The sequence below is a fragment of the Streptomyces sp. sk2.1 genome, assembly GCF_008120935.1.
Taxonomy (GTDB): Bacteria; Actinomycetota; Actinomycetes; order Streptomycetales; family Streptomycetaceae; genus Streptomyces.
Genome location: NZ_RDBO01000071.1, coordinates 120,636 through 144,369 on the forward strand (window position 1 = coordinate 120,636; position 23,734 = coordinate 144,369).

Below are 23,734 nucleotides of genomic sequence, written 5' to 3' on the forward strand. Positions count from 1 at the left end.
GCACGTCCGTGTACGTCGGCAGGAAGCCCATCGCGTCGAACATCTTCGCCTGGGTCCGCTTGCCGGTCAGGGACTTCATCAGGTCCACGGCCAGGGTGCGGTGCGAACTGCTCTTCAGCACGCCGATGTTGTTCCCGCCCGCGAACGCCGGGGCTATGGAGTCCTTCGCCACGCCGGGCAGCGGGACGACCGCGTACTTGCCCTTCACCGCGCCCGCCTCGACGGCCGCGTGGCTGAAGTCGCCGCCGATCGCCATGGCGGCCTTGCCGGAGGCGAAGGCGGTGACGGTCGCGTTGCCGCCCATGGAGGCGCACTTGGCGGCCGGGCAGTTGTCGTCGCCGAAGAGCGAGGTGTACGCCTCGATGCCCTTGCGGGCCTCGTCGCCGTTGATGGCCGAGGTGTACGTGCCGCCCTTCTCGTCGGCGAGTTCGCCGCCGTGGGCCCAGATGAACGGCATCGCGCCGTAGGTGTACGCGCCGCCGACCGCCAGTCCGTACAGGTCCGGCTTCTCCTTGTGGATCTTCTTCGCGGTGGAGATCAGTTCGGCCTGCGACTTCGGAGCCCCGATGCCCAGTTCGTCGAAGACGTCGGTGCGGTAGTACAGCGCGCGGACGCCGACGAAGAGCGGCGCCCCGTAGACCTTGCCGTCGACCGTCACGGACTGCCGGGCGGTCGGGTCGGTGTCCTTCGCCTCGTCCCAGGCGGCGAACTCGGCGCTCACGTCGGCGAGTCCGCCGTCCTTGACGTATCCGGCGGTGTCGGTGTTCCCGTACTCGATGAGGTCCGGGGCGCTCCCGGGGTCGTTGAACGCCGCCTTGATGCGCTGGGCGCGGGTGTCGACCGGGATGTACTCGACCTCCACCTCCGCACCCTCGTGGGACTTCTCGAATTCGGCGACCGCCGCGTCGACGACCTGTTCCTTGGGCTTGTTGCCGACCTCCTGGAACAGCCAGACCCGCAGCGTGCCGGTCTTCTCGTCCCCCTCGGCCGCGGTGTCGGAGGTCTGCGGCGCGCAGGCGGTGGCGGTGAGCCCCGCCAGTACAAGCGCCGCCACCGGAGCGGCAATTCGGGCAGAAAGCTTCATATCGGAACCCCTACCGATAAGCATTGCAACATGCGCAACGCGCGTTTCGTTCTGCACAACTTGCAGGAGAGTAGGTGCGCGTGCGGACGCCGACAAGTGGTCTCAACCACTCTGTGACCCGTGGGAGCAGCCCGTGCAACGCGAAGGGCCCCCGGGGCACGCGTCGAAACGCGTGCCCCGGGGGCCCGGAGCGATGCCGCCGGAGGGCTCGGGACTACTTCTTGTCCTTGCCGCCCTTGTCCTTGTCGCCACCGGCGCCCATGGACTCGTAGATCTCCTTGCACATCGGGCAGACCGGGTACTTCTTGGGGTCGCGCCCCGGTACCCAGACCTTGCCGCACAGTGCGACCACGGGGGTGCCCTCCAGGGCACTCGCCATGATCTTGTCCTTCTGGACGTAATGGGCGAAGCGCTCGTGGTCGCCGTCGCCGTTCGACACCTGTGGTGTCGGCTCCACGAGGGTGCCGGTTCCTGCCCCGCGCTCGGGCTCAAGAGTGCTCATAACCGCCAAGGGTACTGGGAGCCCGGAGCTTCGGAGCGCCCGGCGGCGGGAAGCGCGGGCGGGGCAGGAACCGGCACCCTCGTGGAGCCGACACCACAGGTGTCGAACGGCGACGGCGACCACGAGCGCTTCGCCCATTACGTCCAGAAGGACAAGATCATGGCGAGTGCCCTGGAGGACATCCTCACGCCCTGGGCCGGTCTGGCCGGTGAGCCGGACGTCGTCTTCCAGGGCGGCCCGGTCTCCCTCGACTCGGCGCTCGGGGTGGCCGTCATCCCCGGCGACGAGGGCCCGCTCGGCTGGCGCCGGGTGTACGGGGCGATCGGGCTGGTGGACCTGGAGGCGCCCCCGGAACTGCTGGCCGCCGCGCTCGGTTCGCTGCGCTGACGGCGCAGGACCGCGCGCCAGAGGTGTTCGGGCCGCGGGGACGAGACGTCGCCGGGCTCGGACTCGACCACGTACCAGGCGCCCTCGGCCAGTTCCGTCTCCAGCTGCCCGGGGCCCCAGCCGGCGTACCCGGCGAAGATCCGCAGCGAACCGAGCGCGGCGGCCAGCAGTTCCGGGGGCGCCTCCAGGTCCACCAGCCCGATCGCCCCGTACACCCGGCGCCAGCCGAGCGGGCCCTCGTCGCCGGGGATGACGGCCACCCCGAGCGCCGAGTCGAGGGAGACCGGGCCGCCCTGGAAGACGACGTCCGGCTCACCGGCCAGACCGGCCCAGGGCGTGAGGATGTCGCGGACGCCGACCAGGGTCGGGCGGTTCAGGACCACGCCGAGCGAGCCCTCCTCGTCGTGGTCGAGGAGCAGCACCACCGCACGGTCGAAATTCGGGTCCGCGAGCGCGGGTGTGGCCACGAGCAGTCGCCCTGTGAGCGAGGACACCTCGGTCATGGCAGAAATGATCCCGCATCTTCGCTTCCCGCGGGGGTCAAGTGGGCCACCCGACCCCCGAACGGGCCGCGGCGCAGCTCAGGGCGCACGGATGCACGGGGAGCGCGCATTCCGGGGAGCCATGCGGACGGTAACCCTCCGCAAGACCCGGGGAGCAGAGCGTGTTGTGGCGGATTCATGACGTTCGTACACCCCCCGTTCCCTTACGGAGTGGGGGCGGTCGGCCATTACTCTTTCGTTTGGCCCCCTGCCCGACCACTCCGGAACGCGAGATTCATGACCGGCACAGACGATGTCCTGCTTGTCCACGGCGGAACCCCGCTGGAGGGCGAGATCCGCGTCAGAGGCGCCAAGAACCTGGTGCCGAAGGCGATGGTCGCCGCGCTGCTCGGCAGCGGGCCCAGCCGGCTGCGCAACGTGCCCGACATCCGCGACGTGCGGGTGGTGCGCGGGCTGTTGCAGCTGCACGGCGTGACGGTCCGGCCCGGTGACGAACCGGGTGAGCTGATCCTGGACCCGACCCACGTGGAGAGCGCCAACGTCGCCGACATCGACGCCCACGCGGGCTCCTCGCGCATCCCGATCCTCTTCTGCGGCCCGCTGCTGCACCGGCTGGGCCACGCGTTCATCCCGGGGCTCGGCGGCTGCGACATCGGCGGCCGGCCGATCGACTTCCACTTCGACGTGCTGCGGCAGTTCGGCGCGACCATCGAGAAGCGGGCGGACGGCCAGTACCTGGAGGCCCCGCAGCGGCTGCGCGGCACGAAGATCCGGCTGCCGTACCCGTCGGTGGGCTCCACCGAGCAGGTGCTGCTGACGGCCGTGCTCGCCGAGGGCGTCACCGAGCTGTCCAACGCGGCCGTGGAGCCGGAGATCGAGGACCTCATCTGCGTTCTGCAGAAGATGGGCGCGATCATCTCCATGGACACCGACCGGACGATCCGGATCACGGGTGTCGACCGGCTGGACGGTTACACGCACCGGGCGATCCCGGACCGTCTGGAGGCGGCCTCCTGGGCGTCCGCCGCGCTGGCCACCGAGGGCAACATCTACGTGCGGGGCGCGCAGCAGCGCTCGATGATGACCTTCCTGAACACCTTCCGCAAGGTCGGCGGCGCGTTCGAGATCGACGACGAGGGCATCCGCTTCTGGCACCCGGGCGGCGCGCTGAACGCCATCGCCCTGGAGACGGACGTGCACCCCGGCTTCCAGACCGACTGGCAGCAGCCGCTGGTGGTGGCGCTGACGCAGGCCTCGGGGCTGTCCATCGTCCACGAGACGGTGTACGAGTCCCGGCTCGGCTTCACCTCCGCGCTCAACCAGATGGGCGCGCACATCCAGCTCTACCGGGAGTGCCTGGGCGGCTCCGACTGCCGCTTCGGGCAGCGCAACTTCCTCCACTCCGCGGTCGTGTCCGGGCCGACCCGGCTCCAGGGCGCGGATCTGGTCATCCCCGACCTGCGCGGCGGTTTCTCGTACCTGATCGCGGCGCTGGCGGCGCAGGGCACGTCGCGGGTGCACGGCATCGACCTGATCAACCGCGGCTACGAGAACTTCATGGAGAAGCTGGAGAAGCTCGGCGCGAAGGTGGAGCTGCCGAACGGCTCGCCGCTGGTCTGAGGCCGGACGCACCGGGCGGGACCGCTGGTTCGGACGCGGTCGCCGAAGGGCTGCCGACGGCTGCTGACGGGGGTTCGGGGCACTTGCCCCGGGCCCCCGTTCCGCGTTTCCGGGCTCCCGTTCCGGGACGCCGTTCCGCGTTTCCGGGCCACCGTTCCGGGCCGCCGGGCACCGGGGCGGGGCCGGGCGATCCGGGTGCGGGCCTTCGCAGGGGCACAGAACGGGGCCCTGACGGCCGGTACGCCGGAGGGCGGTCACCCTGGATGGGTGACCGCCCTCCGTCGCGCCTGTGGGGCTGTGGGACTTACTTGCCCTTGGCGGCTTCCTTGAGCTTGGAGCCCGCGGAGACCTTCACGCTGTAGCCGGCCGGGATGTTGATCGGGTCGCCGGTCTGCGGGTTACGAGCGGTGCGAGCGGCACGGTGGGTGCGCTCGAAGGTCAGGAAGCCGGGGATGGTGACCTTCTCGTCGCCCTTGGCGACGACCTCACCGACGGTCTCGGCGAGCGCGGCCAGCACGGCGTCGGCGTCCTTGCGAGTCACCTCGGCGCGGTCGGCCAGGGCGGCCACCAGCTCACTGCGGTTCATGTTGTTACTCCCGTGTTCTTCTTGCCTGTGAGGCGTGAGATCGAAGCCGATGCTGCCAGGGCCCTCGGACAGTCCCCGGACCCGGGTCTGTCGTCAGACCCTCGCGCCCGATTACGCATCCTGCCCCCACCTGCGGCGGTAACGCCAATCCGGCACCCCTCGGAGTCACACGAAAAGCGCCACCGCCTCGTCGTGGTGACGTTCCGTCGACTCCCCGGAAGCGGTCCGCAGCGGATGCGGGGCTCGACGGGACGCGCCGCCCGCCCACCCTAAAGGGGCGTTTGGGGCATCGCGCCCCGCGACGCGCCGACGTGCGGCCACCAGGGGCGTGGCCCATGCCACAGGGCCCCGGGGAGCCCCGCGGCGGACGCTGTGACATGGACCTCAGCCGGGACCCGGCCGGGACCTCCGGAGCACCCGGTCTCCGGGCGCCGGGACCTCGGAGCCCGTCGGTGGCCTCCGATCGGGCAGCGGACGGGCTCTCAGCCGCGGCCGCCCTGCGCCGCGGCGGAGCCGCCGACCGCCCTCGCCGCGTCCCGGACGGCACCGGCGACCGCGCCCGCGACCCGGTCGTTGAAGACCGACGGGATGATGTAGTTCGCGTTCAGCTCGTCCTCGGCGACCACGTCGGCGAGCGCGCCCGCGGCGGCGAGCATCATCTCCGTGTTGACGGTGCTGGACTGGGCGTCCAGCAGACCGCGGAAGACGCCCGGGAAGACCAGCACGTTGTTGATCTGGTTCGGGAAGTCGGAGCGGCCGGTGGCGACAACTGCCGCCGTCTGGCGGGCGATTGCCGGGTCCACCTCGGGGTCCGGGTTCGCGAGCGCGAACACGATCGCACCCTCGGCCATGGCCGCGACGTCGGCACCGTCCAGCACGTTCGGGGCGGAGACGCCGATGAAGACGTCAGCACCGACGACGGCCTGCTTGAGGGTGCCGGTGACGGACTCCGGGTTGGTGTTGTCGGCGATCCAGCGCAGCGGCGAGTCGGCGGCGGCGGAGACCAGGTCCTCGCGCCCGGCGTGCACCACCCCGTGGATGTCGGCGACGACGGCGTGCTTGACGCCGGCCGCGATGAGCAGCTTCAGGATGGCCGTACCGGCCGCCCCGGCGCCGGACATGACGACCCGTACGTCCCCGATCCCCTTGCCCACCACGCGCAGCGCGTTGGTCAGCGCGGCCAGGACGACGATCGCGGTGCCGTGCTGGTCGTCGTGGAAGACGGGGATGTCCAGGGCCTCGCGCAGCCGGGCCTCGATCTCGAAGCAGCGGGGGGCGGAGATGTCCTCCAGGTTGATGCCAGCGAAGCCGGGGGCGATCGCCTTGACGATCTCGACGATGGCGTCGGTGTCCTGGGTGTCCAGGCAGAGCGGCCAGGCGTCGATGCCGGCGAACCGCTTGAAGAGGGCGGCCTTGCCCTCCATCACGGGCAGCGCGGCCTTCGGGCCGATGTTGCCGAGCCCCAGCACGGCGGAGCCGTCCGTCACGACTGCGACGGAGTTGCGCTTGATGGTGAGGCGGCGGGCGTCCTCGGGGTTCTCGGCGATCGCCATGCACACCCGGGCCACGCCCGGGGTGTAGATCATCGAGAGGTCGTCACGGTTGCGGATGGGGTGCTTGGACGCCATCTCGATCTTGCCGCCGAGGTGCATCAGGAACGTACGGTCGGAGACCTTGCCCAGGACGACGCCCTCGATGCCGCGCAGCCCCTCGACGATCTCGTCGGCGTGCGAGGTGGAAGTGGCCGCGATGGTGACGTCGATGCGCAGCTTCTCGTGGCCGGACGCGGTCACGTCGAGGCCGGTCACCGAACCGCCGGAGGACTCCACGGCCGTGGTGAGCTGGGAGACCGCTGTACCGCTCGCGGGCACCTCCAGCCTGACCGTCATCGAGTACGAGACGCTGGGCGCCGTTGCCATGGCCGAGTCCTTCGCTTTCCTTAGCTTCATTGCCGCGCGGCCGGGGCGCTCGCCCCGGACACGCTCCCCGATCGTCGCACCTACCGGCCGGTAGCCGGTAATGACTGCCACTCTTCGGAAAGTTTTTTCCACCATACGAGAAGAGACGGCCCCGACGGAAGCCCCGGGGCGCTTCGGGCCCGGGGCGCTTCGGGCCCGGGGCGCTTCGGGCCCGGGGCGCTTCGGGCCCGACCGTACGCCCGGCCGGGGCTGGCGCACGGTCGGGGCGGGCGCACGGAACACCCGGAGCGGGGCGGGCCCGTAAACCAGAACAGACCCGCGCCACCGGAAGGTGACGCGGGTCTGTCAATTGAGTTGAGCGGCACCGACCCGCCATGCTCGCCTCGCGGCAAGTGGTCGCTCGTAGCGACGAAGGTTGGGCCCGGGGGCTTGGATCGAGCCGGTGCCGACACCAGGCTAACAAAGACCCCGAAGAAGTGATTCCCACAGTGCGGGTTGACTGCAAAAACAATCCTGCACGCGGCCCCCGCACCGTGGGCCGGCCGTGTGGGGCCGGCCCACGGGTGTCAGTCCCTCAGCAGGTCGGGCACGCCGTCCTCGTCGGGCAGGTCCCGCTCCCCCGAGACCACCGTGAGCTGCTGCGTCGCCCGGGTGAGCGCCACGTACAGCACCCGCAGGCCGGCCGGGGACTCGTCGGCGATCTCCGCGGGCGAGACGACCACCGTGGCGTCGTACTCCAGTCCCTTCGCCTCCAGGCTGCCCAGCGCCACCACCCGTTCGCCGAGCTCGGCCAGCCACTCCCGGGCCTGTGCCCGGCGGTTCATCGCCACGACCACGCCCACCGTGCCGTCCACCTCGTCCAGCAGCCGCCGGGCCTCCTCGCGCACCGCGGCGGCCAGGTCGCCGCCCCGCACGGTCTCGAAGCGCGGCCGTACGCCGGTGGAGCGGACCGCGGCCGGTGACGCCGCCCCGGGCATCGCGAGCGCCAGGACCTTGGCGGCCAGCTCGGCGATCTCCGCCGGGTTGCGGTAGTTGACCGTGAGGGTGAAGCGGCGGCGCGGCCGGTTGCCGAGCGCCTCGTCGCGGGCCCGGGCGGCCTCGTCCGGGTCGGACCAGGAGGACTGCGCCGGGTCGCCGACGATCGTCCAGGTGGCGTGCCGGCCGCGGCGGCCGACCATGCGCCACTGCATGGGCGTGAGGTCCTGCGCCTCGTCGACGATGACGTGCGCGTACTCGGTGCGCTCCGCCGCCAGCCGTTCGGCCCGCTCGCGCTGGGTCTCCTCGCGCTGCGGCATCAGCTCCTCCAGGCCGGTGAGCTGGTCCAGCGGGTCGAACTCGCGCTTCTTCCTCGGCCGGGCGGGGGTGCCCAGCAGCGTCTGGAGCTCGTCGAGGATCGCCACGTCGTGCACGGAGAGCGGGCCGTCGCCCGCGTCGTCGAGCCGCTTCAGCGAACGGGCCAGGCGCCGCACCTCGCCCTGGTTGAGCACCCGGCGCGCCCAGCGGCCGAGCCGCTTCTCGTCGGCCATCGCGGCGAGCACCCCGCGCGGGGTGAGTTCGGGCCACCAGGCGTTCAGGAAGTCGAGGAAGGGGGTCTCGGTGGACACGTCCTCGTCGAAGGAGGAGCGCAGTTCGGCGGCGAGTTCGGGGTCGGTGTAGCGGCCGCGGCCCGAGGACTTGTTCCACAGGGCGTCCAGGAGCATCCTGCGGGCGCGCGGGCGCAGCAGGTTGACGGGGGCGGTGCCGCCGAGGACGGACTGCCGGATGCGGCGCAGCTCGTCGGCCTCCAGCTCGATGCGGGCGCCGAACGCGACGACGCGCAGCCGGGTCGGGGTGGCCGGGGCCGTACCGCCCTCCGCCGCCTCGTCGCCGAAGGCCAGTTGGCCGTCCTGCCGCTCCCCGCCCTTCGGGCCGCGGGGGGTACCGGGCTTTTCCAGCGCGCCGCGGGCGGCCTTGCGCAGCACCGCGAGCATCCTCGAGGAGCCCTTGATCCGGGCGACGGCGGGTTCGTCGTAGGTGGTGGCGCCCTCGACGCCCGCCGCCTCGTCGGAGAGCGAGCCGACCGCGCGGATCGCGACCTGCCCCTCCTCGCCGAGCGAGGGCAGCACGCCTTCGGTGTACGCGACCAGGAGCGGGGTCGGCGAGACGACGAGGATGCCTCCCGCGTACCGCCTGCGGTCCTGGTAGAGGAGGTACGCGGCCCGGTGCAGGGCGACGGCGGTCTTGCCGGTGCCGGGGCCGCCGGAGACCTCGGTGACGGAGGCGGCGGGGGCCCTGATCACCAGGTCCTGCTCGGCCTGGATGGAGGAGACGATGTCCCGCATGGTGTGGCTGCGGGCCTGGCCGAGCGCCGCCATCAGGGCGCCGTCGCCGATGACGGGCAGCTTGTCGCCGCCGAGGTACGCGGTCAGCTCGGGGCGCATCAGGTCGTCCTCGACGCCGAGGACCTTGCGGCCCTTGGAGCGGACGACCCGGCGGCGCACCACCCGGCCCGGCTCCTTCGGCGTCGACCGGTAGAACGGCGCGGCGGCGGGGGCGCGCCAGTCGATGACCAGCGGCGCGTAGTCGGCGTCGAGGACCCCGATACGGCCGATGTGCAGGGTCTCCGCGATGTCGGCCGAGTTGTCGTCGCGCACGGCGTCGTCGGCGGGCTCGACGGAGGTGTAGGCGCCGTCGGGGCCGCGTTCGCCGTCCTTGCCGAGCAGCAGGTCGATCCTCCCGAAGAGGAAGTCCTCGAACTCGCTGTTCAGCCGGTTGAGGTGGATTCCGGCCCGGAACACCTGGGCGTCGCGCTCGGCGAGCGCTCCCGGGGTGCCGACCTGACCCCGCTTGACGGCGTCACTCATGAGAAATTCCGCCTCGTGGATCTTCTCCTCAAGGCGGTGGTACACACGGTCGAGATGTTCCTGCTCGACACCGATTTCCCGGTCCCGCAACGAATCGACAGCGGCATCCTGCGCGGCCACCGAGGCCCCCTTCTGACGTGCATTGGGCAGCCGTCAACCCTATGCGAAGGGGGCCCGCCGCGCACCTGCGAGGTACGCCTGCACGCCGGTGCGCACCGATCGGGGGTCCCGCGGTGCCGTCACCACCGGTACCGGCACGGCCTCCGGCACCGGCCGGGGCTCACGGTGCCGTCGCCGCCGGTACGGTCACGGCCGCCGCCCTGCGCCGGTGCCGGGCCACCCGTTCCCGGTTCCCGCACACCTCGCTGGAGCACCAGCGGCGCCGGTGTCCGCGCGAGGTGTCCAGGTAGAGGCGGCGGCAGCTGTCGGCCTCGCAGCGGCGCAGTCCGGCCCGTGCCACGGGGTCGGTCAGCAGTTCCACGGCGTCGCGGGCGACGGCGGCCAGGAGCGCCCCGCACTCGGGATCGGCGCTCAGCGTCCGCACCAGGGCGCCGCTCCTGCCGCGCACGGCCCGCAGCCCCGGCGGCGCCCCGGCGGCCAGCGCGTTGACCCGTTCCAGCGCGGTGTCGGCCCTGCGCCCGCCGAGTTCGGCGCTCAGCAGCCGGTCCACCCCCGTCCGCAGCTGCCGGAAGCGCACCACCCAGCTGTCGTCCACGGCGTCGAGCCGGGTGCCGCCCGGTACGACTCCGGCGGCGACCAGCCAGTCCGCGAGCCGTTCGGCGCCGTCGAGCAGCTCGCAGGCACCGGAGGTGCCCGCCCCCGTCGCCACCAGGTCGAGGCAGGGCCGACCCGAATCGAACCGCCAGTCGCGCGAACTCCTACCTGCCGCCATGCGCATGTCACCGCCTCGGGGTCTCCGATGGGCCTCCTCCAGAGTGCCCCTCGGGGCGCCCGCCCGGAACCCCTGCCGCCGCACGGTTCCTCGCGCGAACCCCCGGCGGTGTCCGGGCACGGGGCCGTACGGTGTCCGGATGAACGACGCCCTCCTCAACGCCACCCTCACGACCGGCCCGTTCCTGCTCAGGCCCTGGCTCGCCGAGGACGTCCCTGCGCTGGTCGGGGCGTACCGCGATCCCCGCATGCGCACCGCGCTGCGGACGCAGGTCAGGGACGAGGCGGAGGCGTGGCGGTGGCTGCGGGTACGACAGGAGGGCCGGGAGTCCCGCAGTTACTTCGGCTTCGCGGTGGTGGACCGCGAACACGGGGACGAACTGGTCGGCAACGTGGCGCTCACGGCCCCCGCGCCGGGCTCCGGCAACGCGGAGGTCGGCTACTGGACGATGCCCCCGGCCCGCGGTCGCGGCATCGCCCCCCGGGCGCTCGGGGCGCTCACCGACTGGGCCTTCGAGGCGTTCACCGAGGACGAACTGACCCGGCTCGACCTGCTGCACCAGGTGGACAACGAGGCGTCCTGCCGGGTCGCGGAGAAGAGCGGGTACGGCCTCGCGGGGATTCTTCCGGCGCGACCGCCGTGGCCATTGGACGGACACCTGCACACCCGGCTGCGGAACGGCGCGGCGGCCGGCGCCGACCGCTGAGGGCACCCGCGCCGCGCACACCGGTCCGTGCCACGCCGGTCCACGGGGCGCCCCGCGTCAACCGCCGGTCAGCCCCTGCCGGCCGTCGGCAGGTCCTTCGGCGGGCCGTCGTGCAGGATGCGCTGGAAGAGCCGGTGGTCGCGCCACTGCCCGTTGATGTACAGGAACTGCGGGGCCGTGCCGTACTCCTCGAAGCCGCATTTGGCGAGCACCCGCTGCGACGCTGCGTTCTCGAGCACCGTCCCCGCGTCGATCCGGTGCAGGCCCAGCCCGTCCCGGGCCATCTCGCAGATCAGCCGCACGGCGGCCGTGGCCAGGCCCCGGCCCGCGTACTCGACGTCGACCCAGTAGCCGAGGGTGCCGCTGCGCAGGGGGCCGAGCACGATGCCGGAGAGGTTGAACCCGCCCACCGCGCGGTCCTCCTCGTCGGCGAGCACCCACGGCGCCGCCCGCCCGGCGTCCCGGTCCTCGAACAGCGCGACCAGCCGCTCCCGCTGCCCCTCCTCGGTGTAGAAGGCGTCGGGCCGGATGGGCTCCCAGGGCTGCATGTACGCGCGGCTGCGGGCCAGCGAGACGGCGAGGGCGGCCGCGTCGGACGGAACGGTGGGGCGGAGCCGTATCCCCGCGTCGAGTCGGTGGGTGTCAGGAATCATCCCCGCACGCTATCCCGGCACGCCCCGGCCGCGTACCCGGCACGCGCCGCGTCGCGGCCGGTGACGCCGCCCGGCTACTTCCGCTCCGCCAGGGCCGCCAGCCGGTCGAAGGTGCGGATCAGCTCCGCGCGTCTGTCCTCCTTGTGTCCCGGCGCGGGTTCCAGTTCGTCGATGGTCCGCTCCCACACGTCCATGAACGTCTTCCGCCAGCCCGCGACCACCGCCGCGTCCGGCACCGCCGAGCCGACGTGCCCCTGCTCCGCGATCAGGCACAGCAGCTCGATGTCGCACGGCACCGCGACGCCGTCGTACTCGTCGGGTTCCAGGGCGACCGGGTCGCCGGACATCGCCTCCCCGATCCGCGAGACGAGCCGCCCGGTGACGTCCGACAGATGGTCGGCCGCCGCGTCGCTGTCGAAGTTGCCCGCACCCCAGGTACCCACAGGACCTCCCGTGTCGTCGTCCCCGTCCCCCCGGTTCTAACAGGCGGGTCCGACAACGGACGTTCCCCCGGGTGTTCTAACCGGCGGAGGCGTCCCCCGCCCCGGCCCCCGACCTGTCCTCCCGCGTGTCCGACGCCAGTCGGTAGCCGCGCTTGACGACCGTCCGGATGAGATGGGGCACGCCAAGAGCCGTGCGCAGCCGCGCCACGGCCGTCTCCACCGCGTGCTCGTCCGTGCTGCCGCCGGGCAGGGCGCGCAGCAGGTCGGCGCGGGACACCACCCAGCCGGGGCGACGGGCCAGGGCGTGCAGCAGCGCCATCCCGGCGGGCGGCACCGGGCGCGGCACGCCGTCCACGAGCACCGCGTGGCCCCGGACCTCGACCCGGTGCCCGGCCACCGGCAACGCGCGTACTCCGGCGGGCAGTTCACGGCACAGCAGCTGGACGAGCGGGGCGAGCCGGAACCGTTCGGGCCGGACGGTGTCGATGCCGCGGGCCTGCAACGGCAGGGCGGTGACGGGGCCGACGCAGGCCACGAGGACGTCGTCCCGCAGCGCACCCAGGAGTTCGGGGAGCAGCCCGCGCTTCTCGGCCCGGCGCAGCAGCGAGGCGGCGGCCGGGGCGCTGGTGAAGGTGAGGGCGTCCAGGCCCCGGGCCAGGGTGGTGTCGATCAGCCGGTCGAGCGGAGCGAGGTCCTCGGGGTCCTCCCAGCGGTAGACGGGCACGGTGACCACCTCGGCGCCCGCCCCGCGCAGCGCCTCGACGAAGCCGGGGGCGGGTTCGCCGTGCAGCTGGACGGCGATGCGGCGGCCCGTCACGCCCTCGGCCAGGAGCCGGTCCAGCACCTCGGCCATGGACTCGGAGGCGGGCGACCACGTCTCGGTCAGTCCGGCGGCCCGGACGGCTCCCTTGGCCTTGGGGCCGCGGGCCAGCAGCTCGACGCCGCGCAGCACCTCGGTCAGCCGGTCGCCGAGCCCCCAGCCCCCGGCGGCCTCGATCCAGCCCCGGAAGCCGACCGCGGTGGTGGCGACGACCACGTCGGGCGCGGAGTCGACGACCGCCCGGGTGGCCGCGAGGAGTTCGGTGTCGTCGGCGAGCGGCACGGTCCGCAGGGCGGGCGCGTGCAGCACCCTGGCGCCCCGCCGTTCCAGCAGCGCGCCGAGCTCCTCCGCGCGCCGGGCGGCGGTGACCCCCACGGTGAAGCCCATGAGGGGCTCGTACCGCTCGTCCCCGCGCCGCTCGTCCTCGTACTGCCCGTTCCCGTACCGCTCGTCCTCGTGCATGTGGTCTTCCCGGCTCTCGTCCCGCTGCTGCCCGATGATGCCGATCCGCGAGCCTGCCAACGGCGCGTGACGGATCTGGTTCACCCGTATTTCCCACTGGTTACGTCACATGACATCGGACGGTCACGTCCGCCTCCGGCGCTACTGGATCGGAGGCGCAGGAACCGGGCGTTCCGGGCGTTCCGGGCGCGCCGAACGTATACCGGCGCACGCCCCGCAGCCGGGCCGCGCCGGGCGGGCGGGCCCGTCAGCCGGTTCCCGCCATGAGGAGCGCGTCGGCCTCCGGGAGCCAGCTCCCGTCCGGTCTGACCATCCAGCCCTCCTCGGCCCCCAGCCGGGCCGCGGCCTCGCGCAGCGCGTCGAGGCCGGGGTGGCCGAGCCCCTTGCGCCAGACCAGCAGCAGCGGCGAGAGCGGCACCGGCCGGACCAGCGGGCGCACCACGGTGCCGGGCATCGGGGGGAAGTCGACGACGGCCAGCACCGGGTTCCGGGACTTGGCCATGACCCGCTGGAACTCGGCGACGCCCACGGCGAGCGGGGCGGGGGGCGCCAGTTCGATGCCCCACCGGGCGAAGAACGTCCGGGCGAGGTCCGTCCACTCCCCGGTGCGCGGGTTGCCGGCGCCCGCGTACACCGTCTCCCCGGCCAGTTCGCCCGGCTCCACCTCATCCCGCCCGGCGAGGGGATGGTCGGCGGGGAGCATGACGGCCATCGGCTCGTACCGCACCGGCTGCGTCCCGAGCCGGGCCAGCACCGCAGGGGGGAGCCCGGCGGCGCGGCCGAAGGAGACGTCGAGCCGCCCGGCGAGGATCTCGCCCGCCGCCCAGGTCAGCCCGCTCTCGAAGCGCGCCATCAGTTCGCACTCCGGAGCCAGTTCCCGGGCGCGGGCGAGCACCCGGGCGGCCGTCATGCCATCGGTGTTGAGGTCCACGAGGAGCGGCCGGGCGGCCGGGTCGGCGAAGGCCGCCGTGAGATCGGCGTGGGCGTCCAGCACCCGTCGCGCGTGCGGCAGGAGCCGTTCGCCGTCGGCGGAGAGGGCGACCTGCCGGGTGGTCCGCACGAACAGCTCCGCGCCCAGCTCGCGCTCCAGCCGGCGGATGTCCCGGCTCAGCGCCTGCTGGGCGACGTAGAGCCGGGCGGCGGCCCGGGTGAAGTGCAGTTCCTCGGCGACCGCGACGAACGCGCGGAGCAGCCGGGGATCGGTGTGCGCGTCGTGCGTCCGGGACCCCGGACCGGTGGCGGATGAGGAGGTCACACCAGAATTTACAACACAGGTGCGTCAATCGGCCCGGAGAAGGTGTTGGACCCCGTTGACCGCCCGCCCCGAGGCTTGTCCCCATGCCGTACGAGAGAACCCCCGCCACCGGTCCCGTGCTCGCCCTCTCCGGCGACCTGCTGGTCATCGCCCCGCGCGCCGCCGCCTCCGCTCCCGCCCGGCGGGCCTCCACCAACCCGTACCGCAGGCTGCTCGCCACCCCGGGCGCCCGCGCCTTCACCGCGGGCAACCTCCTCGCCCGGCTGCCCATGGGGATGTTCAGCGTCAGCGCGGTCATCATGATCGCCGGTTCGCGGGGCTCGTACGCCCTGGCCGGTGCCGTCACCGCGACCGGCCTCGCCGCCACGGCGGTGGTCGCCCCGTGGACGGCCCGGCTCGTCGACCGGTACGGACAGGCCCGGGTCGCGGTGCCCGCCACCGCGATCGCCGTGCTCGGCTCGCTGGCCCTGCTGCTCTGCGTGCACTACGACGCCCCGTCCTGGACCCTCTTCGCCTCCTACGCCGCGACCGCCACCACTCCCAACACCGGCGGGATGTCCCGGGCCCGCTGGGCCCATCTGCACCGGGGCGACCCGGCCGCCCTGCACACCGCGAACTCCTTCGAGCAGGCCGTGGACGAGCTCTGCTTCATGCTCGGCCCGGCCCTGGCAGCCCTGCTGTGCGCGACGCTCTTCCCGGAGGCCGGAACGCTCGTCGGGGCGATCCTGCTGATGACCGGCATCCTGGTCTTCGCCGCCCAGCGCGCCACCGAGCCGCCCGTGTCGCCCCGCACCCCCGCGGGCTCCCCGCTCCGCGCCCGGGGCATGCCGGCCCTGCTCGCCGCCTTCCTCGCCACCGGCGCGGTCTTCGGCTCGATGGAGGTCGTCACGATCGCCCACGCCGGGGGCGCGATCCTCGCCCTCCAGGCGGCCGGATCGTGCGCGGCGGGACTGCTGTACGGCTCGCTGCGCCCGGCCCCGGACATCCGGCGCCGGCTGCTGATCTGCCTGACGGGGATGACGGCACTGATGTCCCTGCCCCTGCTCGCCGCCTCCTCGACCCCCTCCCTGCTCGTCCTCGCGGCCGCACTGCTGCTGGCCGGCGCCGCGACGGCCCCGACCATGGTCACCGGCATGACCCTGGTGCAACGCCTCACCCCGGAGGGCCAGTTGAACGAGGGAATGACCCTGGCCGTGACCGCCCTGCTGGGCGGCATCGCGGCGGGCTCGGCGACCGGCGGCTGGCTGGTGGAACACACCACCGGGACGACGGGCTACATCGCCCCGATCTGCGCGGCGGCCCTGGCCCTGACCATCACGGCGACCGGGGTACGGACCGCCCGGGACCGGTGACGACCCCGCCGGGGCGGCCCGGGTACGCGGGAGTCGGTCCCCGGCGGGGGCGCAGTGGTCGCCGAGCATGTCCCCGTCGCCCCCACCTCGACGCCCGGGCGCAGGCTTGGGACGGGACCACAGCCGCGGAGCCCGGATCGACACGGGCGTACACCCCCGTCCTCACGATCGGAGACCCCCATCACCGGCCCTGACCCGATTCTCTGGATCGGCACCGACACCTGCGCATGGTGTGGCTCAAGGTCCTCGCCCCCGACGCGGCGGGGATCAACGCCTGCGCGAAGGCGGGGTTCCGGAAGGCCGGGACGCTGCGCCGGGCCGGGTACTGGCTCGACCGGGTCTGCGACGAGATCGTCATGGACGCGGTCGCGTCGGAGTTCGTCGGCCCGTCCGCGGTGAAGAATCTGTTCGCCCCGTGAGCCGCGGCGGACGGCCGCCCGTCGGGAACGAAAAAAGCCCCTGCCCCGCGAAGGATCTCGCGGGGCAGGGGTTCACATGGGAATTGTGGAGATGGCGGGAATCGAACCCGCGTCCAACGGTGCGGAATCAGGGCTTCTCCGTGTGCAGTTCGCTGCGATTTTCTCAGCCCCGGAGATCACGCGAACAAGTCTCCGACGGGCTCAGTCACTGTTTGATTTCCTTCCAGGCCCCGTGACCGGGTCTAGAAGTTTAGATCCCTTGATGATGCCAGGATCCGGGTCGGGATCACCCCCGGGCTGACACTTCGCAAGTCGCTACTTAGGCAGCGAGGGCGAAGGAATCGCGCTTGGTGTTGGCGATTATTGGTTGCGACATATGGTTTACGAGATCATTGCCGCTTCCTCGACACGCTTCCCCTGCTTCGACAGCCGCTGTCGAAACCGATCATCCCCATGTTGTGTTTTCAATGCGTGCACCTTCTGTGAGGTGCGATGCCATCGTACGTGACCAACGCGCGACGATGCCAGCCTATTCCCGCCGGGGCCCGGCGGGAGCCGGACGGGGGCCCGGTGGGGCCGGTCGTCCCCGAGGGGCTCAGGCGCTGCGCTGGCGCCTGCGGGCCGCCGAGATCGCCCGGTTGGTCTCGCGCAGGTCCTGCTTCTCGCGCAGGGTCTGCCGCTTGTCGTACTCCTTCTTGCCCTTGGCGAGCGCGATCTCGACCTTGACCCGGCTGCCCTTGAAGTACAGCGCGAGCGGCACGATCGTGTGGCCCGTCTCGCTCGCCTTCGACTCCAGCTTGTCGATCTCCGCCCGGTGCATCAGCAGCTTGCGCTTGCGCTTGGCGGAGTGGTTCGTCCAGGTCCCCTGCACGTACTCGGGGACGTGGATGTTGTGCAGCCACGCCTCGCCGCCGTCGATCTGGACGAAGCCGTCCACCAGGGAGGCCCGGCCCAGCCGCAGCGACTTGACCTCGGTGCCCATGAGCACGAGGCCGCACTCGTAGGTGTCGAGGATGTGGTAGTCGTGCCGCGCCTTCTTGTTCTGCGCGATGAGCTTGCGCCCCGTGTCCTTTTCCTTAGCCATAGTGCGGCCATTTTCGCACTACGACCCACCCCCGAGGCCACTCAATACCGTCTCGGCCCGCTGCTCGGCCCGGGAGTCGACCGTGAGGTCGGGGGTGATGCCGCGTTCCTCGACGCTGCGCCCCGCCGGGGTGCGGTAGTGGCCCACGGTCAGCTCGGCGACCGAACCGTCCGGGAGCTTGCTGGGCATCTGGACCGATCCCTTGCCGAAGGTGCGCGAGCCGACGGTGACGGCGCGGCCCCGGTCCTGGAGGGCGCCGGTCAGGAGCTCGGCGGCGCTCATCGTGCCGCCGTCGACCAGGACGACGAGGGGCCGGTCCGTGTCGCCGCCCGGCTGCGCGTAGAGGGCGCGCTGCTCACCGCGCACGTCGTACGTGGCGACCAGGCCGCCGTCCAGGAAGGCCGAGGCGGCGGTGACGGCCTCGGTGACCAGTCCGCCGGAGTTGCCGCGCAGGTCGAGGAGGACCCCGGCGCCCGTCGGGGCGTCCTGGACCGCGTCGCGGACCTTGGTGCCCGACCCCCTGGTGAACGAGTCGACCTCGATCATCACGGCCGAGGAGGGCCCGGAGCGCTCCGGGCCTATCCGTCGCACGGTGACGGGCTCGGTGCTGAGCCTGGCCCGGCGCAGCGTCTCGGTCCGCAGGGCGCTGTCGCGTTCGACCCCCAGGACGACGGTGCTGCCCGCGGCGGCGTCCGTACGGTCCCCGCGCAGCAGGGCGACGACCTCGGCGACGGGGCGCCGGTCGACGCGGTGGCCGTCGATCGTGCGCAGCAGGTCGCCGGAGCGGATGCCGGCCAGGTCGGCGGGGCCGCCGGGCTGCACCCGGGCCACCTCGACCCGGCCGTCGGCGGAGCGTCGCGCGGAGAGCCCGACACCGGTGTACGCACCGTCCAGGGCCTGCTCGAACTCCTCGTACTGCCGCTCGTCGTAGACCGCGCCCCAGCGGTCGCCGCTGCGGCTGACGACCTCCTCGGCCGCCTCCTTGCCGGACTTGCCCTCGGCCTCGGCGCGGGCCGCGGCGGCGGCCACCTCGTCGCCGTCGACGACGGAGGCGACGGAACGGGTGGCGATCTCCGAGGACTTGGGACCGCCGCGCGGCAACGATCCGGTGACCGCCCCGGTGGCCAGCACGCTCGCGAAGACCAATGTCAGAGCCGCCCCGCGACGCACACCGCGGGGCCCGGAACACTGCTCGGGGTCGGACATGTCGCCGAGTCTAGGACAACGCCCCCTGGCCGCACGGCCCGTCGGCCGTGCGTTCCAGGGGGCGCATGTCACACCTTGAGGTACTTGCGGAGCGCGAAGAGCGCGGCAACGGCGGGCATCAGCAGGCCGATTGCCAGGACCAGGGGCAGCTTGGTGAACACCGCGTCCCAGCCGATGAAGTCGATCAGGTTCAGCTTGCTCTGGAGTTCCAGGCCGCCGTCGATCAGGAAGTACCGGCCGGCCAGCAGCATCACGCAGGCCAGCACGCCCCCGATGAGACCGGCGAACGCGGCCTCCATGATGAACGGCATCTGGATGTAGAAGCCGGAGGCCCCGACGAGCCGCATGATCCCGGTCTCGCGCCGTCGGCTGAACGCGGACACCCGGACGGTGTTCACGATCAGCATCAACGCGATGACCAGCATCAGCGCCATCACGAAGAGCGCGGCCACGTTCATGCCGTTCATCAGCCCGAAGAGGTTGTCCAGGATGCTCCTCTGGTCCTGGACGGACTGCACCCCGTCACGGCCGGCGAAGGCGGTGGCGACGACCTTGTACTTCTTCGGGTCGTGGAGCTTGACCCGGAACGACTCCTGCATCTGGTCCGGCGTGATGTTGCTCGCCATGGGCGAGTCGCCGAACTGGTCCTGGTAGTGCTTGTACGCCTCGTCGGCCGACTCGTACGTGACCGTGTCGACGGCGTCCATCTTCTTGAGATCGGCTTCGATGTCCTTCTTCTGCTGGGCGGTGACGGCCCCGGACGCGCACTTGGGCGTCGAGGTCACATCGCTCTTGCTGCAGAGGAAGATCGAGACGTTGACCTTGTCGTACCAGTAGTCCTTCATCGTGCTGACCTGCTCGCGCATGAGCAGCGCGCCGCCGAACAGGGCGAGCGAGAGGGCGACGGAGACGACGACGGCGAAGGTCATCGTGAGGTTGCGACGGAGGCCGACGCCGATCTCCGACAGGACGAACTGGGCGCGCATGGCGTCCTTTCAGTGCTCGATGCTCAGTGCTGGTAGCCGTAGACGCCGCGCGCCTGGTCACGTACGAGACGGCCCTTCTCCAGCTCGATGACGCGCTTGCGCATCTGGTCGACGATGTTCTGGTCGTGGGTCGCCATGATCACGGTGGTGCCGGTCCGGTTGATCCGGTCCAGCAGCTTCATGATGCCGACGGAGGTCTGCGGGTCGAGGTTGCCGGTCGGCTCGTCCGCGATCAGCAGCATGGGGCGGTTCACGAACGCCCGCGCGATCGCCACGCGCTGCTGCTCACCACCGGAGAGCTCGCCGGGCATCCGGTCCTCCTTGCCGCCGAGGCCGACCAGGTCGAGGACCTGGGGCACGGCCTTGCGGATCTCGCCGCGCGGCTTGCCGATGACCTCCTGCGCGAACGCCACGTTCTCCGCGACGGTCTTGTTGGGCAGGAGCCTGAAGTCCTGGAACACCGTGCCCAGCTGGCGGCGCATGTGCGGCACCTTCCAGTTGGACAGGCGCGAGAGGTCCTTGCCCAGGACGTGGACCGCACCCTGGCTGGCGCGCTCCTCACGGAGGATGAGCCGCATGAAGGTGGACTTGCCGGAGCCGGACGAGCCCACCAGGAAGACGAACTCGCCCTTCTCGATATCGAGGGACACATCCCGTAGAGCGGGGCGGCTCTGCTTCGGGTAGGTCTTGGAGACGTTGTCGAATCGGATCACGGATGCACCACGGTCGGCCGGGAGTAGGTGTGCGTGACCATACGCGAACCGGGCCGAGGCATGCAGGCGAGCGTCCGAGGATGGGCGTTTTATGCCGGATCGGTACCGGCTGTGATCGGCGCCGAAAGTACTACGGAACGGGTGATGTCCGGCGGGCCGCGCCGAAATCCGCGTGAGCTGGCACAGTGGTAGGGGGAACGGTTGCGTTTCCGTGAGCGTTGTGCGGAGAGAAGGCGTATGCGGCTCCGCCGCGCGGGAGGAGGAAAGCGCATGACCTATGACCGACTGGTGTGCGCGAGCTGCGCGGCGCCCGTGAGCGAGGGCCGCTGCCCCGTGTGCCGGGCGAGCCGCGAGCGACTGCAGCAGGAGCACGGACAGGGAATGTTCGCCGGGCTGAATCCGGCGATGCTGGTGGCCCTGCTGGTGGTGCTGCTCGGCGCGGTGGCGCTGCTGGCGCACCAGACGGCGTAGCGGGGCCGCACGCGCGGGCCGGGCCCGCCCGGAACGGGTGGGCGCCGCCGCGAGGGCGCGTACGTGTACGCGGAGGGGCCCGGGAAGCCGATCGGCTTCCCGGGCCCCTCCTGTGTGCGTGTCCGTACCGCTACGGGCCTCAGGCGGCCGTGCGGCCGTTCACCAGGCGCGGGAGGATGCGGAAGCCGATGCCTCCGGCAATCATCGTCGCGGCGCCGACGAGCAGGAACGTGGTCTCGGCCGCACCGGTCTCGGCGAGCTCGTCCTTGCCCTTGCCCTGCTCGACCGGCTGGTTGCCGACCGAGTCGGGGGTGGTGTTGTCCTCGCAGGTCGCGCCGTCGAGGTCGTAGGTGCAGCCGTCGCCACCGGTGGTGGAGCCGGAGGTGCCGCTGCCGGTGGTGCCACCGTTGTCGGTGCCGCCGTTGTCGCCGCCACCGTTGCCGCTGCCGCCGGCCTGGTTTCCACCATTGCCGTTGCCACCGTTGTTGCCGCTGCCGCCGGCCTGGTTCCCACCGTTGCCGTTGCCACCGTTGTTGCCGGTACCACCGTCATTGCCGGTACCACCGTCGTTACCGGTACCACCGTCGTTACCGGTACCACCGTCATTGCCGGTACCACCGTCATTGCCAGTGCCACCGTCGTTACCGGTACCACCGTCGTTACCGGTACCACCGTCATTGCCAGTGCCACCGTCATTGCCGGTACCACCGTCATTGCCGGTACCACCGTCGTTACCGGTACCACCGTCATTGCCAGTGCCACCGTCATTGCCGGTACCACCGTCATTGCCGGTACCACCGTCGTTACCGGTACCACCGTCATTGCCAGTGCCACCGTCGTTACCGGTACCACCGTCATTGCCGGTACCGCCGTCGTTACCGCCACCACCGGTCTCGTTGCAGCGCGGGTCGAGCGGGCTGCACTCGCCGTCCTCGTCGTCGCCGCCGTTCACCTCGGCCTGGACCGACAGACCGGCGACGTCGACATCGACGCCGACGGCCGAAGCCACACCGGCAGCGGTGAGCGAGGCACCTGCGGCGATCACCGCACCTGCGGCTATCCGCGCGACGCGTACACGCGTCTTCTTCGTCATGTGCTGCTACCCCCAGTAGCTGTTCTCGTCAGTGGAGCAGCCATATGCGGGGCGATGGCCCGGCGGGGTTTGCTCCGAACGTCGGCCCACGTAGCGCCGTGGCCTAGCCGCCCGCCCCCGTTCACACCCGTCCCAGACATACGCATGCTGCCCTAGCAGCCTGTCCAGAGTTAAGGACTACGTCAAGGCCGTTCCATGCAATCTGGACCGTTTTGCCCGTAGTTGATCCTCATTCAGCATCACGACTGTGACGCACCCGCCATGACACCACCGCGAACGGAACCCCAACTCCCGTTCGGGAGCGGCCCGTGTCCGGTCCGACGAGAACGGCGGTGCCGGAACCCCGTGGGGGTTCCGGCACCGCCGTGAACCGTTCGGACGCGGGCCTCCGGGGCCCGTCCGGGCTACTTCTCGCGCTGCTTGCGCCAGCGGATGCCCGCTTCGAGGAAGCCGTCGATCTCGCCGTTGAAGACCGCCTCGGGGTTGCCCATCTCGAACTCCGTACGCAGGTCCTTGACCATCTGGTACGGGTGCAGGACGTACGACCGCATCTGGTTGCCCCAGGAGTTGCCGCCGTCGCCCTTGAGGGCGTCCATCTTGGCCTGCTCCTCCTGGCGGCGGCGCTCCAGGAGCTTCGCCTGGAGGACGTTCATCGCGGAGGCCTTGTTCTGGATCTGCGAGCGCTCGTTCTGACAGGAGACGACGATGCCGGTCGGGAGGTGGGTCAGACGGACCGCGGAGTCCGTGGTGTTGACGCCCTGGCCGCCGGGGCCCGAGGAGCGGTACACGTCCACGCGCAGCTCGGACTCGTCGATCTCAATGTGGTCGGTCTGCTCGACCACCGGCAGCACCTCGACGCCCGCGAAGGACGTCTGGCGGCGGCCCTGGTTGTCGAAGGGCGAGATCCGGACGAGCCGGTGCGTGCCCTGCTCGACGGAGAGCGTTCCGTAGGCGTACGGGGCCTGGACGGCGAAGGTGGTCGACTTGATGCCAGCCTCCTCCGCGTACGACGTCTCGTAGACCTCGGTCTTGTAGCCGCGCTGCTCGGCCCAGCGCAGGTACATGCGCTGGAGCTTCTCGGCGAAGTCGGCGGCGTCCACGCCACCGGCCTCGGCCCTGATGTTGACCAGGGCCTCGCGCGCGTCGTACTCGCCGGACAGGAGGGTACGGACCTCCATCTCGTCCAGCGCCTTGCGGACGGAATCGAGCTCCGACTCGGCCTCGGACAGGGCGTCGGCGTCGCCCTCGTCCTGTGCGAGCTCGAAGAGGACCTCGAGATCGTCGATCCGGCCGCGGAGGGCCTCGGTCTTGCGGACCTCGGCCTGGAGGTGAGAAAGCTTGCTGGTGATCTTCTGTGCCGCCTCCGGGTCGTCCCAGAGGGAGGGCGCTGCCGCCTGCTCCTCGAGCGCGGCGATGTCCGCCCTCAGCGCATCCAGGTCCAGGACGGCCTCGATCGACGCCATGGTCGAGGAGAGGGACTTCAGCTCTTCGGAAATATCGACGACTGCCACGGGTCCAGCGTAACGGCTGTCGGCGCGGACGTTCCTCGGACCGCATGATCACCGCCCCGCGGACGGGTCCGCGGGCCCTCATGGACCGTGCGGCGGCCGGGCTCCAGGGCCCGGACCGGGGCGCGGCCCGGTCCCCGGGCCGGGATCAGGGAGCGGCCGGGGCCGAGTTCTCCGTCTCCTGCGGGGGCGCGCCCCCGCAGGAGACGGAGAACTCGGCCCCGGCC

General features: G+C 71.8%; 23 protein-coding genes, 1 other RNA gene and 1 pseudogene. 7 read left to right on the top strand and 18 right to left on the bottom strand.

Translation table 11 applies throughout. The features are described from left to right. Together EAO76_RS25335 and EAO76_RS25340 are read right to left on the bottom strand one after the other, a co-directional pair. Positions 1-1,084, bottom strand: a 1,084-nt coding sequence (locus EAO76_RS25335) for an extracellular solute-binding protein (RefSeq protein ID WP_148838361.1), incomplete at its 3' end; no start/stop codon positions are given. Positions 1,085-1,298: 214 nt separating this feature from the next. Beyond that, complete coding sequence (locus EAO76_RS25340) at positions 1,299-1,586, bottom strand: DUF3039 domain-containing protein (protein ID WP_148838236.1); 288 nt, start codon at positions 1,584-1,586, stop codon at positions 1,299-1,301. Between EAO76_RS25340 and EAO76_RS47730 the strand changes: the two genes are divergently transcribed. Continuing rightward, positions 1,485-1,973 carry a DUF3039 domain-containing protein gene (locus tag EAO76_RS47730; RefSeq protein WP_399462756.1) on the top strand — a complete coding sequence of 163 codons (489 nt, stop codon included), beginning with the start codon at positions 1,485-1,487 and terminating at the stop codon, positions 1,971-1,973. The genes EAO76_RS25340 and EAO76_RS47730 overlap by 102 nt on opposite strands. On the opposite strand, the pseudogene EAO76_RS25350 reads toward EAO76_RS47730, so the two are convergent. Then, positions 1,961-2,476, bottom strand: a pseudogene (locus tag EAO76_RS25350) (YqgE/AlgH family protein); the annotation flags it as partial. The gene EAO76_RS47730 and the pseudogene EAO76_RS25350 sit on opposite strands and share 13 nt — an antisense overlap. A gap of 276 nt (positions 2,477-2,752) precedes the next feature. Here EAO76_RS25350 and murA point away from each other — a divergent pair. Further along, a complete protein-coding gene (gene murA, locus EAO76_RS25355) occupies positions 2,753-4,096 on the top strand; it encodes a UDP-N-acetylglucosamine 1-carboxyvinyltransferase (protein ID WP_148838237.1) in 1,344 nt (447 codons plus the stop codon). A gap of 304 nt (positions 4,097-4,400) precedes the next feature. On the opposite strand, the gene EAO76_RS25360 is transcribed toward murA, so the two are convergent. The 4 genes from EAO76_RS25360 to EAO76_RS25375 all read right to left on the bottom strand — a co-directional run bounded on the left by EAO76_RS25360 (position 4,401) and on the right by EAO76_RS25375 (position 10,336). Then, positions 4,401-4,682 carry an HU family DNA-binding protein gene (locus EAO76_RS25360; protein WP_017237029.1) on the bottom strand — a complete coding sequence of 94 codons (282 nt, stop codon included), beginning with the start codon at positions 4,680-4,682 and terminating at the stop codon, positions 4,401-4,403. Between the two features lie 482 nt (positions 4,683-5,164). Then, entirely contained in the window at positions 5,165-6,601 is a 1,437-nt protein-coding gene (locus EAO76_RS25365) for an NAD-dependent malic enzyme (protein WP_148838238.1), read from the bottom strand. 566 nt (positions 6,602-7,167) lie between these two features. Further along, the gene (locus EAO76_RS25370) at positions 7,168-9,564 is read right to left on the bottom strand and encodes a UvrD-helicase domain-containing protein (protein ID WP_187438789.1); all 2,397 of its coding nucleotides are present in this window, start codon (positions 9,562-9,564) and stop codon (positions 7,168-7,170) included. Between the two features lie 160 nt (positions 9,565-9,724). Continuing rightward, the gene (locus EAO76_RS25375) at positions 9,725-10,336 is read right to left on the bottom strand and encodes an ABATE domain-containing protein (RefSeq protein WP_148838240.1); all 612 of its coding nucleotides are present in this window, start codon (positions 10,334-10,336) and stop codon (positions 9,725-9,727) included. A 139-nt stretch (positions 10,337-10,475) separates the two neighbouring features. Between EAO76_RS25375 and EAO76_RS25380 the strand changes: the two genes are divergently transcribed. Further along, a complete protein-coding gene (locus EAO76_RS25380; protein WP_148838241.1) occupies positions 10,476-11,042 on the top strand; it encodes a GNAT family N-acetyltransferase in 567 nt (188 codons plus the stop codon). A 68-nt stretch (positions 11,043-11,110) separates the two neighbouring features. Here EAO76_RS25380 and EAO76_RS25385 read toward each other — a convergent pair whose 3' ends face one another. The 4 genes from EAO76_RS25385 to EAO76_RS25400 all read right to left on the bottom strand — a co-directional run bounded on the left by EAO76_RS25385 (position 11,111) and on the right by EAO76_RS25400 (position 14,675). Continuing rightward, entirely contained in the window at positions 11,111-11,695 is a 585-nt protein-coding gene (locus EAO76_RS25385; protein ID WP_148838242.1) for a GNAT family N-acetyltransferase, read from the bottom strand. 74 nt (positions 11,696-11,769) lie between these two features. After that, positions 11,770-12,138 carry a DUF4259 domain-containing protein gene (locus tag EAO76_RS25390; RefSeq protein WP_148838243.1) on the bottom strand — a complete coding sequence of 123 codons (369 nt, stop codon included), beginning with the start codon at positions 12,136-12,138 and terminating at the stop codon, positions 11,770-11,772. A gap of 76 nt (positions 12,139-12,214) precedes the next feature. Then, complete coding sequence (locus tag EAO76_RS25395; RefSeq protein WP_389531453.1) at positions 12,215-13,480, bottom strand: uroporphyrinogen-III synthase; 1,266 nt, start codon at positions 13,478-13,480, stop codon at positions 12,215-12,217. A 187-nt stretch (positions 13,481-13,667) separates the two neighbouring features. Continuing rightward, positions 13,668-14,675: a LysR family transcriptional regulator gene (locus tag EAO76_RS25400; protein ID WP_148838244.1), complete on the bottom strand. Its 1,008-nt coding sequence runs from the start codon at positions 14,673-14,675 to the stop codon at positions 13,668-13,670. A gap of 83 nt (positions 14,676-14,758) precedes the next feature. On the opposite strand from EAO76_RS25400, the gene EAO76_RS25405 reads away from it, so the two are divergent. Beyond that, positions 14,759-16,027: an MFS transporter gene (locus tag EAO76_RS25405; RefSeq protein WP_262375734.1), complete on the top strand. Its 1,269-nt coding sequence runs from the start codon at positions 14,759-14,761 to the stop codon at positions 16,025-16,027. Positions 16,028-16,254: 227 nt separating this feature from the next. Then, positions 16,255-16,446 carry a GNAT family N-acetyltransferase gene (locus tag EAO76_RS25410; RefSeq protein WP_187438790.1) on the top strand — a complete coding sequence of 64 codons (192 nt, stop codon included), beginning with the start codon at positions 16,255-16,257 and terminating at the stop codon, positions 16,444-16,446. A gap of 83 nt (positions 16,447-16,529) precedes the next feature. On the opposite strand, the gene ssrA is transcribed toward EAO76_RS25410, so the two are convergent. From ssrA to ftsE, 5 genes are all read right to left on the bottom strand, one after another. Continuing rightward, positions 16,530-16,899: a transfer-messenger RNA gene (gene ssrA, locus EAO76_RS25415) on the bottom strand. A gap of 142 nt (positions 16,900-17,041) precedes the next feature. Further along, positions 17,042-17,530: an SsrA-binding protein SmpB gene (smpB, locus tag EAO76_RS25420; protein ID WP_148838245.1), complete on the bottom strand. Its 489-nt coding sequence runs from the start codon at positions 17,528-17,530 to the stop codon at positions 17,042-17,044. Between the two features lie 18 nt (positions 17,531-17,548). Further along, positions 17,549-18,736, bottom strand: a complete 1,188-nt coding sequence (locus EAO76_RS25425) for a S41 family peptidase (RefSeq protein WP_148838246.1) — start codon at positions 18,734-18,736, stop codon at positions 17,549-17,551. 68 nt (positions 18,737-18,804) lie between these two features. Beyond that, a complete protein-coding gene (gene ftsX, locus EAO76_RS25430; protein WP_148838247.1) occupies positions 18,805-19,722 on the bottom strand; it encodes a permease-like cell division protein FtsX in 918 nt (305 codons plus the stop codon). Positions 19,723-19,745: 23 nt separating this feature from the next. After that, complete coding sequence (ftsE, locus tag EAO76_RS25435; RefSeq protein ID WP_148838248.1) at positions 19,746-20,435, bottom strand: cell division ATP-binding protein FtsE; 690 nt, start codon at positions 20,433-20,435, stop codon at positions 19,746-19,748. A gap of 270 nt (positions 20,436-20,705) precedes the next feature. Here ftsE and EAO76_RS25440 point away from each other — a divergent pair, with 270 nt between their 5' ends. Further along, a complete protein-coding gene (locus EAO76_RS25440; protein ID WP_148838249.1) occupies positions 20,706-20,906 on the top strand; it encodes a hypothetical protein in 201 nt (66 codons plus the stop codon). A gap of 139 nt (positions 20,907-21,045) precedes the next feature. Here the strand turns inward: EAO76_RS25440 and EAO76_RS25445 are convergent, their stop codons facing one another. Both EAO76_RS25445 and prfB read right to left on the bottom strand, forming a co-directional pair. Continuing rightward, positions 21,046-21,999, bottom strand: coding sequence for an LPXTG cell wall anchor domain-containing protein (locus EAO76_RS25445; RefSeq protein WP_148838250.1), 954 nt, complete (start codon positions 21,997-21,999; stop codon positions 21,046-21,048). Positions 22,000-22,403: 404 nt separating this feature from the next. Further along, positions 22,404-23,510: a peptide chain release factor 2 gene (gene prfB, locus EAO76_RS25450; RefSeq protein WP_148838251.1), complete on the bottom strand. Its 1,107-nt coding sequence runs from the start codon at positions 23,508-23,510 to the stop codon at positions 22,404-22,406. A 44-nt stretch (positions 23,511-23,554) separates the two neighbouring features. On the opposite strand from prfB, the gene EAO76_RS45500 reads away from it, so the two are divergent. Continuing rightward, a partial coding sequence (locus EAO76_RS45500) for a hypothetical protein (protein WP_222872203.1) occupies positions 23,555-23,734 on the top strand: 180 nt, incomplete at its 3' end.